Source organism: Bacillus sp. SB49, from assembly GCF_000469135.2.
Lineage (GTDB): Bacteria > Bacillota > Bacilli > Bacillales > Halobacillaceae > Halobacillus.
In genome coordinates this window covers 785,136-800,660 of the sequence record NZ_CP048117.1, presented here as the reverse complement: position 1 = coordinate 800,660, position 15,525 = coordinate 785,136, and the positions used below count along the sequence as shown (strand labels likewise).

Genomic DNA, 15,525 nt, shown 5'->3' with positions numbered 1-15,525 from the left:
TTTTTTAATCTTCGTCTTTGATGTCAGGATCTTCAGGAATGGGTTCGTTCAAATACGCCTGGATCATATCTCTGTATTTTTCCATTTGTTCCAAGTGATTGTTGAATTGATGTTTATTAATGAGAAACTGCGTCCCGTCATGGACGGTTTTTATCTTATGGTGATGGACGAGATGCGTTATATAGTCAGCAGGCAGATCAAGGTACTCTGCCGTTTCTTCAATCGTCATATACATCATTTATTCACCTTCTTCTTATTTATAATCATACCATTGGCGGATTCTTTTATCTATGCGGTTTCCTTTATTTATCCATAGGGAAAATAACCGAAGTATACAAGTATCAAGAAAGGACCGTGATGGAATGGATACGTCATTAAAAGACAATCGCCACGTCAGAAAAACGAAGGAAGATGTAAAGCCGTGGATCCGCAGAATCGGACGAATCGGCTACATGGCAAAGGGAATTGTGTACTTCCTTGTAGGGATATTGACGTTTATGGCGGTACTCGGCATAGGGGGTAAAACGACCGGGACAAGCGGTATGTTCCAGTCTTTGGCCGGGGTGAAGTTTGGGGAATGGCTGCTTTGGATGATCGGCATCGGACTGATAGGCTACATTTGCTGGGTTTTAGTAGAAGCGTTCTTCGATCCACAGAACAACGGATTAGATCCGAAAGGACTGATTATGAGAACCGGCTATGTTGTAAGTGGTGTCGTTTATGGTTCTCTGGCTTATCAAGCAATCCAAATAGCGATGCATGCAGGTTCCGGAGGCGGTGATTCTAAAAAGACTATTTCCGCCCAAATTATGTCGCAGCCACTTGGTGAATGGATCATCGGAGCAGTTGGAGTTATCATCATCGGGTATGGATTATATGAATTCTTTGGTGGCATAACCGGTAAATTCATGAAAAAATTATGGACGAAAGATATGGAAAAGAAAGAGGTAAACACGGCAAAAACAGCAGGAAAATACGGCCTTGCCGCCAGAGGTATTGTACTCGGAATTATAGGTTTCTTCTTTATTCAAACGGCACTTACTTCGGATCCGGACGAAGCGAAAGGCTTGGATGGCGCTTTATCGGAATTATCCCAGCAGCCATATGGTAGGTGGATTCTCGGCATCATAGCGGTAGGTTTAATCCTTTATGGTGTGTACCAGATTGTGAGAGGCAGATATATGCGGATGAACTTCGGCAGAAAATAAAAAGAGCCTTCCCTAGGGGAAGGCTCTTCGACTTTTGTTGCGAATATACCGACGCCACATCGTCGTTTAGCTTCCTCGGAAGCATGTACTTCGTCTTACACAAACAGCTCATCGCTTCATTACTATAGCATTCTGCCCTCACAAATGCAATCGTTTTTGCATCAGAAGCTATGTGCTATACTGAAGACAAGTATAAACACCAGGAGGCAGCCATGCTTACATTTGAAGAGAAACTTGAAATCATTGAAGAATTTCCGGAATTGTCGAAACGGGAGATCTCACTCGGTCGAATCAATTTCCACTACGAGGAAAGCTTATACGAAAAACAAATAGTCGTTTACCGCCTTCATCCAAACGGGAACGGCTTCATCTATGCAGGAGAAATAGAAGACTATCCTGCTGATAACAAAGGGATGGTAAACATACGTGATATAAGTGCGGATGAACTCCGTTCTCTTATCCGCCGTTCCATTGACTCTCTCTCCCTCTCTCCTGCTGAGAAGAACCCGGTTATGGAGGAATGGTTGAATGACTACGACCAATCCCTTGTATTGATGCGGGAAGAAGATGGGTATCACGTGTATGCGGATGAACAGTTGGAAGGGGCTTTCAATACCTATAAAGAGGCAGCCAACTTCTTGGAACAAGAAGGATTTCACCGATTATAATGGAAACCCCGGCCAATCCGGGGTTTTTTATTTTTACATTTTTTATGATCATACCAATCAATGATTGCATATGGTATGGAAAGTGCCTTCGGAAGGTTTGATGCTCATGCACCCATACGTATATCACCGACAGAACCACTATACTTCTTCCATCTATTCTTATGCTCAAGGAGAGGTTAACGGGGACTCCCTCGAAGACCAAGTTTATCTTGTCGGGCAGGAAACACCCGACAGCCCCTATATTACGAACATTACACTCGTCATTCAGGATGGCAGAAACAACAAGTTTCACTCAATCCCTTTAAAGACCAATACAGGCTATAATCCGCGTCTTTTCCTCGGAGATTTCACAGGAAGCGGTACAGATGACATCCTGGTAAGTATGGACTCTGGAGGGAGTGGAGGATTTGGGTATTTTTATATCTATTCCTTCCTAGCCAATCACCCCCGGCTTCTCTTCGATTATGAAGTGTTTGATCAAACATTTGACTACAGCGTTACCTATAAGGATAACTATTTGGTTGAAGTCATCAATAACACGCTCCACTTATCCTTTATGATCGACCTCAGCAATAGGGACAAACAATATTTAGCGGACATTTATAATGAAGACGGCGCATTGAAACAACCGCTTACAGGATCTGTTTCCGGACTTAACCAGCTCTATCCTATTGATTTCAACGGAGATGGAATTTATGAATTATATGCTCTGCAGCGAATCATCGGGCAATACAATGCAGATGGACTCGGTCTCATGCAGACACCTTTAAGTTGGAAAGACAACCACTTCTCCCCCTTCTTCGACAATCAGTATGCCGCCGTCTTAGGAACGGCAGTCAATGAATAGCTCCTGCTAAAAGCAGGGGCTTTTCGTATCTTCTATGAATATTATACAAATAAGTTATATTGGTATAAAATAGGGTACAAGAAAAAGAGGTTTTAGAAAGGAGTCTATTATGACGGCACTGAATCAGCGTTTTGCTCAATACTTAGCGGACAATCAGACCACATTAGTAAATGAACTGTTACCAAAAACATTGGACGAGCTGCAGATCAAATATACAGAATCAGAATTGAATTACCACTTCGAAATGCTCCGCCTGCTACTCGATCGCGTTGCGAAAAGTCTATTACAGCACCCAGACGAAACGAATGCTGCCGAAATCGGTTATGATATGGAGAACTATTTATATTCTCAAGGTATCCTGCTAAAACAAACCGTGGATGTGTTAAGTGTTTTCCGCTTAGCCTTGATCAGACATATGAGGAAATCAGAATTTATTTATGAAGCAAAAGTAGATGAAGGCTTTCTCGTAACAGAGGAAATCGTCGCAGCATTTGATGCAGCAATTCGTGCGACGACCGCGAATTATAATTGGACGAAAGAAAAAGAACATACGGAAATGGAAAACCATTTAAATGAAATTTCCACTCCCGTCGTTCTCATCGATGAATTTCAGGCCGTCCTTCCTCTTGTGGGCGAATTCTCTCCGGAGCGATTCGACATCGTGAAGGAACATACGTTGAACAAAGTAAAAGAGCACAGCCTCCGTCTTCTTTTTATCGATTTTTCAGGGATAGCTACGTTCGATGACGTCTTTATCAACGATTTATTTAATTTGACGAAGACGATTAAATTACTGGGAACTAGAACAGTGCTCACCGGCATTCGCACAGAAATGGCCATTGCTGCGATACAATCAGGCATGAATTTCAAAGACCTAGAAACGTTTAACGACTTAAAACAAGCGCTTGTTACCATTAATGACGCTTGAGGCAGTGTATCGAAAAGACGAGCAAGAAGCTTTCCGTCTAGGAGATTACCGGAAAGCTTCTTCTACGTTTTTCTTCAATGTTATCAATGTTCGTGGTTTCCCGCGGAACCATTCCACTACCTCCTCACCGATGAACTCAAAGCCATTTTTCTGAAAGAACCGCAGACTTTGGTCGTTATCTTCGAATACTTCTGCAAATATGTTAGAAATACCATATCGGTAATGGATGATTTCAATAAATTGCTGCAAAGCTTTTGTACCTATCCCGCTCCGCTGCCGATCACCGAGGACGATACCAATATAATCGCGGTCTTTAGCGCGATACAATTCTACCTTACCGATAATTTCTCCGTCGCATTCGATGGCTTTAAGGAGTAAATCAGGCTTTTCTCCCTTAAAGTACAAATCATATGACTGCAGAAACTGCTGATAGGTTCTCGGGACATCCACCCCAGTCTTTTGCTGTAACTCCTCATCCATCTCCCACCTATGTAAAGACCTAAGATGCCTTCTCTCCACTTCTACAATTTTCACTTCCAATGATCTTTCACCTCATTAATTATGATGCATCCTTTCGCTAGCTCGAACTCTCCTTTATATACTTCTCAATAAGCTCATCATTTACTACCTATATACTCTCCTTCTGAACTTGGTAAACATAGATAAGTAATAAAATGGAAATGTAACAAAAGAAAAGTTCCCTTTCCTGCAAAACAGGCACGGATATAAAACTACCAATTACCCCCTAAAGATATAGGTGAAAATCGAAAGCTATGGATGTAATGACCTCCCCTATATATAAATAAATAAGAAAAGCGCAGCTGAGCACAGCTGCGCTTTTCTGTATTTTGTTAGCTTAAAAGAATAAGATGTGCGCCAACAAAGCTGCTATCGGAAGTGTAATGATCGTACGCTGTAAAAATATCACAAACAGCTCAAAGAAATGTATAGGAATTTTGGATTTAATCAACAGAATACCTATCTCCGACATATAGATCAACTGCGTCAGACTCATAACACCAATGACGAATCGAGTCAGTTCTGATTCGATTCCACTCCCAATGACAGATGGAAGGAACATGTCCGCAAAACCGACAATCATGGCAGGAGCTGCTGCGTAGGCTTCTGGAATCTGCAGCCAGTTAAGAATTGGTACGAATGGATAAGAAAGAATAGTAAAGACCGGTGTAAACTCAGCCACCACTAACGCAACGGTTCCAAGCGCCATAACAAGGGGGATTAATCCAAACCAAATATCGACAACGTTATAGACACCCTTTTTCACGACTTGACCAGCGCTCTTCACTTCATCCGCCTTCTCTACCGCTTTCTCCAGTCCCCATCGGAACGACGAAACACCTTCTGGAACATCTTCACTGATCTGTTTACCAGCAGGCTCATAATACGTGTCTTTCTTTTTAGACAGTGGAGGAATTCTTGGGCAGATGACAGCCGCTACCAAACCACAGACGACGACTGTAAAATAGAAAGGTACGAACATATGGTCAATGGAAAGGAACTTTGCGATGACAAGGCTGAAAGCAATGGAGGCAATCGAGAAATTAGTCGCGACTACACTAGCTTCGCGCTTTGTATAATACCCTTTCTCATATTGCTGGGTCGTCAATAACACCCCGACCGGCGCACTACCCATCCAGGAGGCAATGGCATCCACAGATGAACGTCCCGGAAGCTTAAATAAGCCGTACATCGCTTTCCGGACAACTGTACCGATCAAATCCATTAAACCGAATTCCAACAGCAGGGGCATAAACAGACTGGCAAAAAGAAACCAGACCATCAACACCGGTACAAGGTCGAAAAGCACGACCCCTCCGGTAAGTTCCGAAGAAATAATAGATGGTCCTGCACTTGTCAACGTCAAGACTGCGAATACCGCTCCAAGAACCCGCATAGACGCCCAGAAAGGACCGACATCAAATAAATGGGCAACGACATTTCCAGAACGAATCCCCTCTTCAGGAAGCAGTTTCACCAGAATGCTGCCTGCAGCAGATAGACAGATAATGACTGTCATAAACAAAGGAATTTGTTCGGAAAAGGCTCCCTGTAGAGCATCCGCCATGATCCCGAGACCAATGGTTACTTTTCCACCAATAGAAATAGGTACCATGAACAAAAGAACACCTATAAAAGAAGGAATGAGGAACTTTAACCATTGTTTAGTCGTGTAAGAATTAGTCTGTTGCAGGGTTTCTGTAGATTTTGTATTTTCAATAGCCATACTGGTCCTCCTCTATGTTCAATCACATATATATAGTATCAATATTAAATAACTATACATTCCATTGCATAAAGATTCAACAGTAGATTAGAAGATTCTTCTTTTTTCTTCTTATTTTACGAAAAGACAAAAAAACCGAGTACTCCTTCATAAGGAATACTCGGTTTCTATTGAACTAGGAAGGATGATACATCTTATAAAAACTATATCCGTGCTTTATTAACACTTTAATTACAGAGTAGGTGGGCACGGCGATAATCATACCGACAATTCCATACAAAGGAGCTGCCACGACAAGAAGAAGGATGACGGTCAACGGATGAATGTTCAACCGTTCCCCAAAAACATAAGGTGCCACAAGATTACTCTCTAACTGCTGGACAACAACGATGGTCACTATAACATAGATGGCAAGCTGGGGTTCCTGCATTAATGCGACCACGACTGCAGGAATGGAACCGATGACAGGCCCTACAAACGGGATGACACAAGTGAATGCCAGAAAAACACCCAGAACGAGCGCATAATCGAGGCCGATCAGCAGATACCCAATATACGTCAACACCCCGTCTACCGCGGCTATAGTCACCTGCCCGAGTATATAAGATGATATCGTGTAATCCAAATCTTTCAACAGCTTTTCTCCTCGCGGCTTATGCTCCGGACGGAAGGCCCGAGACAAAAACGGCACCAGCCTCTCCCCGTCTTTCAATAGGAAAAAAAGCACGAAAGGAACGATGATCATGACGGTGGCAGCCCCCGCAATAGTGGAGAACACGGTAGTGAGATGCTCGCCGATCTGCTCGGTCATTCCACCGAAATAATTCGTCACCTTCTGGGTGATAGAATTCATGGATACCATACCCATATCATTCTCCTCTATCTTCCTGCCGGCATGTTCGGCCGTATCCTTCACTTTAGACGGAAGGCTGGAAAGGTCGGTTACCTGTTGTTTAATCGTCTCTGCCAGGAATTTAAAACCGGTGTAGACTATTCCTCCTATGCAGGCAAAAAGCAGAAGGATAGCAGCGGGACGCGGAAGGAAGGGCACCCGTTCCAAAAGGTCAACAGCCGGCCTCAGCACATAAAACAAAAACCCCGCGATCAACATGGGATAGAATAGCGTTTGAAAAATAGTTTTAAATGGTTCTAATAATTGCAGCTTCTCAAGAAAGAAATAAAAAATGAGCAGCAGGATCCCTGCCGTTATGTATTTGTAATAAGGCTGCTTCCACCACATAAAAAACATCTCCTCTCTATCCCATTCATTCACTAATTCAGATAAGAATAAACCGCCAAAAATACACCTGAAAAGATGTGCGCTTATTCCCCCTTTCTTCATTAATATATCCCCACTCCTCCAGAATAGAAATTAGGGAGGCCCCAGCCGCACGCGTAAGAAATTCTAACATGGCATAAATTTTATGTTAGATTTTCTAACATAACAGGTGACAGAAAATTAAAAATGATTTATTCTGTTAACAACAACCAGAACAGGAAATGAATGATTAGTGCCGTCCTGTAGGTAGATCCCCCATTTTCACGAAAATCAAAGGATCGGGAGTGAACCTTCATGAAGAATCATTTAAGGACAGCTGTTGAAACTATGCGGGAACATTATATCCAAAAGCTGATCGAAGCCGGACAGTTCCATGCTTCGGACGAGGTTCTCCATTCACTTACACTGACAGAACTGGAAACCCTCGCAGCCAGAATCCACCGTCCATAGCTTCGCCAATCACCAAGGAGGAGAAGGGATGTCGTCCTACAAGCATAAAAAGGTCATATCAATCGGAACCGTTAATGAACTGACAGGATTATCGCTTCGACAAATACGGTACTATGAGGAGCGAGGATTAATATATCCGGAACGGACTAAGAGAGGAACAAGGAAATATTCCTTTGCGGACGTGGAAATGCTGCTCCAGATAGCAGACAAACGAGAAGAAGGGGTGCAAACCTATGAAATAAAACAGGATTTGCTGGAATCAAGCAAGGAAAAAGTAATGGAACGAATGCTGCGTGGTCAATTAAACGCACATTTCAAGCTTAACAAATAGGTTCAGGCAACCCACAGACACCCCTAGGTCTGTGGGCTTTTTTTACCTTTCTTAACAGTAACCGTGTAAATCAAAATATCTTGACTTCGAAATAAATAGAGAATAAGATAATAGTTAGAATTCAAAATATTCTTTAAGGAGAGTGTTTCCATGACTAAATTAGTATTAGATCCTGTGCACAGCAGTTTGAATTTCCAAATTAAACATATGATGGTATCCAAGGCTAAAGGAGAATTCGAGGAATTTAATGTTCAATTTTCCGGAGACCTGAATGATCTCTCATCTGCCAGCATCGCCGTAACAATTCCCGTTAAATCCATTAACACGAAGAACGAGCAAAGAGATGGACACCTCCGGTCCGGAGACTTCTTCGAGGCAGATCAATATCCGGAAATGACATTCAAGAGTACTTCCATCAAAGAAGTCTCGGAAGGAGAATTCGAAGTAACCGGAGACTTCACGATTAAAGAGACAACTAATAAAGAGACATTCACAGTCGAATACAACGGCACATCGAAGAGTCCTATGGACGGGAGCACGATCGCAGGCTTTGATGTCACCGGAAAAGTGAACCGAGAAAGCTACGGCTTGACTTACAATGCCGCAATAGAAACCGGCGGAATGCTGCTTGGCAGAGATGTGAAATTCGAAGGGAACTTTGAATTCGTCGTAGAACAATAAAAAAACCAAGACTGAGCAGCGCTCAGTCTTGATTCATTTCAAAATAATACGGATAATGCAGCCGGCAGCCGGCATTAAAAGCATGCTTACAGTTCGGACAAACAGAAGCCTTCATATAATTCTGTATGGACAGCTCGCTCTCACAGTTTCCACAGAGGACAGCAGCCTCATCCCAGCGATTCCTCGGCCAGCGTGACTTCCCATGATCCTCTAATTCATCATGACAGAAGATACATGCATAGTACGTTTGGCAGCAGTGCATTTTAATCGCAATAATATCAGTCTCACTATGATAGTGTACGCACCTTGTATTCGTATCGACAAGCTTCCCTTTCACTTCCTCCATGACTGATCCCCACTTTCTCATCGCTATTGTATCACGTGCTGAGACCACGGCGGCGAAAGAGCCACATACAGAAGAACAGTACCAGAAAACTTATGCCTATACTTAATATTCCGAGCCATCCACTACCTTCCCACAAAACCCCGGCAGCCGTGCTCCCCACAGCGACCCCGGCGTAGTAGCTGATCAAATAGAATCCGGATGCTCCACTTCGATGATGCGTGGCAGATTTACTTACAAGCGCCGAAGCCATTGCATGGGCGACAAAGAACCCCATACAGAGCAGACAGAGACCAAATACAATCATGGAACCGGACGGTACAGCGGTCACCCCTGCTCCTGCCAGCATTACAAGGACAGCTAAATACATCACCCGCTTCATCCCTAAGGAGAGAGACATTCTCCCTGCCAGCGGCGGTGCGATAATCCCGAATAAATAAGCAAAATAGGTAAATGAAATGACCTCCAGCGTCCATCGAAAAGGCTCTCCTTGCAAGTAAAAGGGAAGGTATGTCCACACTGCCGTGAAAACGGCCTGCAGCAGGAAGCCCATTAAGAATAGAAAAAGCATGTTTCCGCTTCGCAAATGGACAAACAACCCTTGAAGATCCTTGACTATCGACTGATCCGTTTTTTCAAAGAAACGCTCGTTCGGTATGAGTACAAGGAACAGAAAAGCAGCAAGGACTCCGAAGAATGCAAACACCCAAATCGTCAACCGTAAATCAAAAACCCCTGCAAGATATCCCGCTCCCACTCTTCCGCCCATTCCTCCGAGTGCGTTACTCGAAATATACAGCGTCATAGCAAGACCTATATGTTTTGGTGATGTTTCTTCCCCTAAATACCCCATCGCCGCAGCAGGAATCCCTGCAAGGAAAAATCCCTGGATAACACGGAGAGCTACAATCCATTCGAAACTATCCACAAGAGGAATCAAACCCAGTGTAATCACGGTAACGAACAGGGAAAGCTTCATAACTGCCACCCTGCCATAGCGATCAGAAAGAAAGCCTAAAACGAACAATCCGACAACCATAGCGAGCACACAGGAGGACATGACGAAGCTTGATACTGTAGCAGAACGATCATAACTATCCGAAAGCAACGGGAGCAGTGGCTGAAAGACATACAATGTAGAAAAGGTCGATAAAGATGCAATCATTAATGCGGCTGTAATCCGCCAAAATCCAGACTCACGCGGTGTATAGGGGTGAGTCGTTTCTATCGCCACTCCCATTTCAAATCACTCTTTTCTAGGATTGGAATTGACTTGGAAATTCGTTCAAATCGATCCCCCAGACGAACGGAAGATAGAAATAGATGGCAAGAGTAACCAGGATGACTGCAAGGATATTCAACCACAACCCCGCTTTCGCCATATCCGGGATACGCAAATAACCAGACCCGAAAACGACGGCGTTCGGCGGAGTCGCAACCGGGAGCATGAACGCACAACTTGCAGCAATCCCTGCAGCGATCATCAAACTGTAAGGGTGTACAGAAAGAGCACTCGCAAGGGAGGCCATAATCGGAAACATCATAGTTGCCGTGGCTGTATTGGATGTTATTTCTGTAAGGAATATAACCATCCCCGTTACGATAACGATAATCAAGAGCAGATGCACCCCTTGGAGTACAGTTAATTGATTACCTATCCATTCTGCCAGTCCGGTTTCCTGAAATCCTGAAGCAATGGCCAGCCCGGCACCGAATAACAGCAAGATCCCCCATGGCAGTCCTTTTGCTGTATCCCAATCCAGTAGATGTTCTCCTTTACGTTTTTTAGAGGGAAGGATGAACAGGATGACTGCAGCAATCATAGCGATCATCGTATCATTGATATTTTCATTAATCCGTACCAGAAGAAAGGAGCGGGATATCCAGGCTGCAGCTGTCACGGTAAAAACCAACAGCACCGTTTTTTCTTCAAAAGACATAACACCAAGCGACCTGCGTTCTTCTCTGATCACCTTCCTCCCTCCAGGCAGCTCCTTCATTTTCATGGGATAAGCGACCTTGACTAAATACACCCACGCAATCGCTAACAACAGCAAAGATAATGGTACCCCGAACGTCATCCAACCTGCGAAAGATATCTCGATGGCATAGGTCTGTTCTACAACCGCCTTGAAGATCGTATTCGGCGGTGTACCGATTAGTGTCGCAAGTCCTCCGATCGACGCACTATACGCAATTCCGAGCATCACTGCCTTACCGAAAGGGAAAGAATCGTGATCGACCGTTTCTCCCTTCTTCTTCAACTGCTCCGCTGCTTGGTATATAACGGCCATACCAATCGGCACCATCATCATTGCCGTCGCTGTGTTGGAAATCCACATGGACAGCACACCGGTAGCAACCATAAACCCGAGTACAATTTGTTCGGTGCTCGTGCCGACGGAAGCTATGATAAACAGGGCCATCCGTTTATGTAAGTTCCATTTCTGCATAGTAAGGGCAATTAAAAAGCCCCCCATAAACAGAAAGATGGTGTCATCTCCGTAAGAAGATGCGGTCATTCCACTTTCCAACCCGCCGGTAACAGGAAACAATACGAGAGGAAGCAACGAGGTGGCTGGAATGGGAATTGCCTCTGTAATCCACCATGTAGCAATCCATAGTGTACTCGCAAGAATCGCTACAGCCTCTCTTGACAAACCTTCCGCATCCACAAACAGCAAGGCAAGAAGAAAAAGCATGGGTCCAAGAATCAAGCCGATCTTTTGTCTCGGCTGCATGGAAGGCCCTGTTTTCCCTTCTTGTTCTCCATTTTCCTTGGTGTAAGCTGAAGTATGATTCCCGGACACCATAAACTGCATCAGTGCCTTCGCTTCCTCATGCATCACCCAAAGCTTTTGCCAACTATTTTTGATAGCAACGGTCGCTCTCATACAATCAATCCTTCCCCATGTGGTAAGTGTAAGAATATTTACAAATTTTATCATAAAATCCATAAAATTGTCATAAAATCACTCTATAACCCTTCCTTAAAATAAATCCACATTCCTTCGGGAGGAATGTGGATTACTCTTACTTATACAGAAGAAAATGTTTTCTCGTCTTATTAAACTTTTTGAGGTCATCCTTCCAACGTTTCTCCATCTGTTCTACGGAATGCCCCTCATTAATTGATTCCCTTACCCATCCGTTCCCTATTAGTAGATCAAAGAACGAGATACCATTTGCATCTTCGGCACGAAATTCGAAATCATCAGGGTACATATCATGGATAGTTTTCACTAAGTGCAGACCTGTGTTAACAGGCTGGAACTCATCACGGTCCAGTATGTGAAGTTGGACGCCGTGGGATAATTTCCCGGCATGCTTAGAAAAAGACGGGGTAAATGAAGCCGCCCGGAACCTGACACCAGGAAGGTTCTTCTCGTTCATTGCTTCCGCCAATTGTTCGCTGTCTATGAAGGGGGCTCCGATCAACTCGAACGGCTTCGTAGTTCCTCTTCCTTCCGATACATTTGTCCCTTCAATCAATGCAGCCCCAGAATATACGTAAGCCGTATCTACCGTCGGCATGTTCGGCGAAGGCGCAACGAACGGCATGTCTGTATCATCATAATCCATTCCCCGCTTCCACCCTTCCATTTTCACGACGGTCAAATCTGCACCGATATCGAATTCTTTGTTAAACAGCTTCGCCAATTCTCCTGCCGTCATGCCATGCCTCAGTGGGATTGGATAATTTCCTACGAAAGACTGGTAGTCTGTATCAAGGACCGGACCCTCCACCTGGTCTCCACCGATCGGGTTCGGCCGGTCCAGGACGAAGAATGGAATGTCGTTTTCTTGTGCTGCTTCCATCGCATAAGCCATCGTGTAGATGTACGTATAGAAACGCGTTCCTACGTCCTGGATGTCGAATACGAGGACATCAATATTTTCAAGCATATCCGGAGTCGGTTTTTTCGTTTTACCGTATAAGCTGTACACAGGCAGACCAGTCTTCTCATCTTCGTAAAATTCCACATACTCGCCTGCCTGAGCGCTTCCCCGCACTCCATGTTCGGGACCATAAAGAGCCGTCAACTCTAAATCTTCATCTTCGTAGAAAAGATCGACGACACTGTTCAAATCCTGATCTACTCCTGTCGGATTCGTGATTAACCCAATGCGCTTTCCTTCCAAAAGTTCTTTCTTATCATCGAGCAGCACTTCTACACCAAGTTTGAATTCCTCCTGCTTCTTATGATGTCCCTTGTGTTTACCACGGTTTCCTTGATGATCAGCGAAAACGACTGAAAAGGTGGACCAGGTTGTTAGCAGAACGACCACTAGTATAAACCACTTCCGCATAGCTATCCTCTCCCTTTCCTCTTAATAAGTGAGCCCCGTTCCATATTCGTACATCACCGATCCATCTTCATCAGGTATCGTGACAGGAAGCTTTCCTTGCGGTGAATTTTCACCAAATATGGTGGCAGCGGACGCCTTGAAACTGGCTGCTTTAAAGCCATATTGGGCGAGGTAAGCATCGACACCTGCATAACTCATGATGTCGTATGGATTCCGAATTCCAATACTGATGACAGGCGCTTCGCTCGCATCCATCACTTCATGGATCAATTTCATTTGTGGGTGATCGGCAGACCGTGTGGCGACATTATACGTGTAAGTACCAAAGATGATATAGTCCGCCTTTTTCACCATTTCCAACTGTCCTTCTGTCAATTCCGCGCTCGACGTTGATAAAACAGTAGTGGCACCGTGGCGTTCTCTGACGGCATCACCAAGCAAATCGATGAATGTATTTCCAATGACAAGTACCTCTTCCTCCTCTTCTGGTGTCACAGGTAATACCCCATCATTTTTGACCATGGTGATCGACTTCTCAGCAGCTTCTTTTTCCACCTGTTTATGCGCTTCGGAACCTACGATTTCTTCCGCGTATTGAACCTTCTCTTCCACCGACTTCGGATTTTCGGAAGGAATGATTCCCCGCTTCACTTTCAACGTCAAGATACGTTGGACAGAGTCCTCAATGGTTTCTTCCTTGATTTCCCCCGTTTCCACAGCTTCGTAAATACCTCCCGCTACTTCTTCAAGTCCTACAGGCATCAATACGATATCTGTTCCGGCGTTGATCGCCCGAATCACGGAATCTACCGGTCCGAAGTGGTCACTGATTGCTTTCATGTTGAGCGCATCGGTCACGACAATCCCTTCATAGCCCATCTCTTCACGAATTAAGCCGGTCAACACCTTCTCTGATAAGGTGGCAGGAAGAGCAATCGGCGTCCCATCCTTCTGAGAAATCACTTCGGTATCATCAATTTTCGGGAAAGTGACGTGTGCCGTCATGATTGCGTCAATACCTGCATCCATTGCTTGTTGGAAGGGATAGAGTTCCACTTCCTTGAGTCGGTCTAAATCGTGAGGCACTTCAGGAAGACCTAGATGAGAATCGACAGCGGTATCTCCATGGCCAGGGAAGTGCTTGGCCGTAGCAGCGACACCAGCTTGTTGTAATCCCCGCATATAAGCGGTTCCCATCGTTCCAACCAATCCTGGGTCTCCACCGAAGGAACGGACGCCGATAACCGGATTATCTGGATTATTGTTTACATCCATCACAGGAGCGAAATTCACATTGAATCCAAGTGCCGCAAGTTCTTCTCCAATGGCATTTCCAACATTCTGAGCTAGCTCTTCCGAACGTGCTGCCCCAAGTGCCATATTTCCAGGCATATCTGTCCCGGATTGCAGCCTTGTGACGATTCCACCTTCCTGATCAATGGTCATAAGCAGTCCAAATTTCTCACTCGCACTCTGGTAATCGTCGACAAGCGTTGTCGTTTGCTCTGTGGTTACGACATTTTCACGGAAAAGAATGACTCCCCCCAAATGATATTTTTTTACCATCTGCTCTATTTCAGCATTCATTTCCGTGACATTTTTCCCCTTCCAAGTACGGAAGTCAGGCATCAGCATCTGTCCTACTTTCTCCTCCATTGTCATTTTATCGATGGCATTCCTTACGATGTCATACTTCTTTCCTTTCTGCTTCATCAGTACAGGAGTAACCTCGGACTGCCCTTTATGCTTCTTTCGTTTGAAATGGACGGCGATCCGGTCCTGATCCTTCCCGCTGCGGACGGTAATCCACGCTCGCCCGGGTTTTCCGTGCCATGTTACTTTTCCATGTTCATCCACTTCCGCCACCCGTTTATTGTTGGACGACCACTTCAGATTCTCCTCGACCTTCTTGAAGTGACCATCTTTGTAAACACGCAGCACCTCCATCTGAACCGTATCCCCTTTAATTGTCCTGTCCGCTTCCGGTACGTTCTGCAAAAGAATTAACTCTGTTCCCTTGTTCGACTTTTTCCCGTCCGCCGATACCGGTCCGGTCATCGTTCCCGGAATCAACAGACAGAATGTAAGCAGCACAACAAACCAACCTCTTCTCCTGCCTTTCACTCTACATTCCTCCTTGCCTTTATTTATTTGTAAAAGTAAGACCGCTATCCCGCATGACGATCGAACTTTCCCAACAATGGCGGATCATGATGAGAGTCTTTATTATGGAA

Annotated in this window: 16 protein-coding genes; 7 read left to right on the top strand and 9 right to left on the bottom strand. The window is 44.6% G+C overall.

The features are described 5' to 3' along the window. Positions 1-4: 4 nt before the first annotated feature. A complete protein-coding gene (locus tag M662_RS03990; RefSeq protein ID WP_008636692.1) occupies positions 5-235 on the bottom strand; it encodes an excisionase family DNA-binding protein in 231 nt (76 codons plus the stop codon). A 127-nt stretch (positions 236-362) separates the two neighbouring features. Here M662_RS03990 and M662_RS03985 point away from each other — a divergent pair, with 127 nt between their 5' ends. The 4 genes from M662_RS03985 (at position 363) to M662_RS03970 (ending at position 3,651) form a co-directional block, all read left to right on the top strand. Beyond that, entirely contained in the window at positions 363-1,208 is an 846-nt protein-coding gene (locus M662_RS03985; protein ID WP_008636693.1) for a DUF1206 domain-containing protein, read from the top strand. A 212-nt stretch (positions 1,209-1,420) separates the two neighbouring features. Continuing rightward, positions 1,421-1,876: a hypothetical protein gene (locus tag M662_RS03980; RefSeq protein WP_008636694.1), complete on the top strand. Its 456-nt coding sequence runs from the start codon at positions 1,421-1,423 to the stop codon at positions 1,874-1,876. 106 nt (positions 1,877-1,982) lie between these two features. Further along, entirely contained in the window at positions 1,983-2,723 is a 741-nt protein-coding gene (locus M662_RS03975) for a spore coat protein (protein ID WP_081694944.1), read from the top strand. Positions 2,724-2,832: 109 nt separating this feature from the next. Further along, positions 2,833-3,651, top strand: a complete 819-nt coding sequence (locus M662_RS03970; RefSeq protein ID WP_008636700.1) for an STAS domain-containing protein — start codon at positions 2,833-2,835, stop codon at positions 3,649-3,651. A gap of 45 nt (positions 3,652-3,696) precedes the next feature. Here M662_RS03970 and M662_RS03965 read toward each other — a convergent pair whose 3' ends face one another. The 3 genes from M662_RS03965 to M662_RS03955 all read right to left on the bottom strand — a co-directional run bounded on the left by M662_RS03965 (position 3,697) and on the right by M662_RS03955 (position 7,136). Then, positions 3,697-4,131: a GNAT family N-acetyltransferase gene (locus tag M662_RS03965; RefSeq protein ID WP_008636701.1), complete on the bottom strand. Its 435-nt coding sequence runs from the start codon at positions 4,129-4,131 to the stop codon at positions 3,697-3,699. A gap of 376 nt (positions 4,132-4,507) precedes the next feature. Next, the gene (locus tag M662_RS03960; protein ID WP_026578647.1) at positions 4,508-5,896 is read right to left on the bottom strand and encodes a YjiH family protein; all 1,389 of its coding nucleotides are present in this window, start codon (positions 5,894-5,896) and stop codon (positions 4,508-4,510) included. Positions 5,897-6,071: 175 nt separating this feature from the next. Beyond that, positions 6,072-7,136: an AI-2E family transporter gene (locus M662_RS03955; RefSeq protein WP_026578648.1), complete on the bottom strand. Its 1,065-nt coding sequence runs from the start codon at positions 7,134-7,136 to the stop codon at positions 6,072-6,074. A 333-nt stretch (positions 7,137-7,469) separates the two neighbouring features. On the opposite strand from M662_RS03955, the gene M662_RS03950 reads away from it, so the two are divergent. From M662_RS03950 to M662_RS03940, 3 genes are all read left to right on the top strand, one after another. Then, positions 7,470-7,625, top strand: a complete 156-nt coding sequence (locus tag M662_RS03950) for a Fur-regulated basic protein FbpA (RefSeq protein ID WP_008636704.1) — start codon at positions 7,470-7,472, stop codon at positions 7,623-7,625. Positions 7,626-7,653: 28 nt separating this feature from the next. Beyond that, positions 7,654-7,956, top strand: a complete 303-nt coding sequence (locus tag M662_RS03945; protein WP_008636705.1) for a MerR family transcriptional regulator — start codon at positions 7,654-7,656, stop codon at positions 7,954-7,956. A 150-nt stretch (positions 7,957-8,106) separates the two neighbouring features. Continuing rightward, entirely contained in the window at positions 8,107-8,637 is a 531-nt protein-coding gene (locus M662_RS03940) for a YceI family protein (RefSeq protein WP_008636706.1), read from the top strand. Between the two features lie 22 nt (positions 8,638-8,659). Here the strand turns inward: M662_RS03940 and M662_RS03935 are convergent, their stop codons facing one another. The 5 genes from M662_RS03935 to M662_RS03915 all read right to left on the bottom strand — a co-directional run bounded on the left by M662_RS03935 (position 8,660) and on the right by M662_RS03915 (position 15,415). Continuing rightward, positions 8,660-8,983: a CHY zinc finger protein gene (locus M662_RS03935; protein WP_008636710.1), complete on the bottom strand. Its 324-nt coding sequence runs from the start codon at positions 8,981-8,983 to the stop codon at positions 8,660-8,662. A 31-nt stretch (positions 8,984-9,014) separates the two neighbouring features. Then, a complete protein-coding gene (locus M662_RS03930; protein ID WP_026578649.1) occupies positions 9,015-10,220 on the bottom strand; it encodes an MFS transporter in 1,206 nt (401 codons plus the stop codon). Positions 10,221-10,236: 16 nt separating this feature from the next. After that, entirely contained in the window at positions 10,237-11,874 is a 1,638-nt protein-coding gene (locus M662_RS03925) for an SLC13 family permease (protein ID WP_026578650.1), read from the bottom strand. Positions 11,875-12,013: 139 nt separating this feature from the next. Further along, on the bottom strand, positions 12,014-13,291 hold the full coding sequence (locus M662_RS03920; RefSeq protein ID WP_026578651.1) for an exo-beta-N-acetylmuramidase NamZ family protein: 1,278 nt from the start codon (positions 13,289-13,291) through the stop codon (positions 12,014-12,016). 21 nt (positions 13,292-13,312) lie between these two features. Next, positions 13,313-15,415 carry a glycoside hydrolase family 3 protein gene (locus tag M662_RS03915; protein ID WP_026578652.1) on the bottom strand — a complete coding sequence of 701 codons (2,103 nt, stop codon included), beginning with the start codon at positions 15,413-15,415 and terminating at the stop codon, positions 13,313-13,315. Positions 15,416-15,525: the final 110 nt, after the last annotated feature.

Bases quoted from the DNA above. Each gene is read 5' to 3' on its own strand.
- M662_RS03990 (WP_008636692.1), bottom strand. From the start codon at position 235: ATGTATATGACGATTGAAGAAACGGCAGAGTACCTTGATCTGCCTGCT.
- M662_RS03985 (WP_008636693.1), top strand. From the start codon at position 363: ATGGATACGTCATTAAAAGACAATCGCCACGTCAGAAAAACGAAGGAA.
- M662_RS03980 (WP_008636694.1), top strand. From the start codon at position 1,421: ATGCTTACATTTGAAGAGAAACTTGAAATCATTGAAGAATTTCCGGAA.
- M662_RS03975 (WP_081694944.1), top strand. From the start codon at position 1,983: ATGCACCCATACGTATATCACCGACAGAACCACTATACTTCTTCCATC.
- M662_RS03970 (WP_008636700.1), top strand. From the start codon at position 2,833: ATGACGGCACTGAATCAGCGTTTTGCTCAATACTTAGCGGACAATCAG.
- M662_RS03965 (WP_008636701.1), bottom strand. From the start codon at position 4,131: ATGGATGAGGAGTTACAGCAAAAGACTGGGGTGGATGTCCCGAGAACC.
- M662_RS03960 (WP_026578647.1), bottom strand. From the start codon at position 5,896: ATGGCTATTGAAAATACAAAATCTACAGAAACCCTGCAACAGACTAAT.
- M662_RS03955 (WP_026578648.1), bottom strand. From the start codon at position 7,136: ATGTGGTGGAAGCAGCCTTATTACAAATACATAACGGCAGGGATCCTG.
- M662_RS03950 (WP_008636704.1), top strand. From the start codon at position 7,470: ATGAAGAATCATTTAAGGACAGCTGTTGAAACTATGCGGGAACATTAT.
- M662_RS03945 (WP_008636705.1), top strand. From the start codon at position 7,654: ATGTCGTCCTACAAGCATAAAAAGGTCATATCAATCGGAACCGTTAAT.
- M662_RS03940 (WP_008636706.1), top strand. From the start codon at position 8,107: ATGACTAAATTAGTATTAGATCCTGTGCACAGCAGTTTGAATTTCCAA.
- M662_RS03935 (WP_008636710.1), bottom strand. From the start codon at position 8,983: ATGGAGGAAGTGAAAGGGAAGCTTGTCGATACGAATACAAGGTGCGTA.
- M662_RS03930 (WP_026578649.1), bottom strand. From the start codon at position 10,220: ATGGGAGTGGCGATAGAAACGACTCACCCCTATACACCGCGTGAGTCT.
- M662_RS03925 (WP_026578650.1), bottom strand. From the start codon at position 11,874: ATGAGAGCGACCGTTGCTATCAAAAATAGTTGGCAAAAGCTTTGGGTG.
- M662_RS03920 (WP_026578651.1), bottom strand. From the start codon at position 13,291: ATGCGGAAGTGGTTTATACTAGTGGTCGTTCTGCTAACAACCTGGTCC.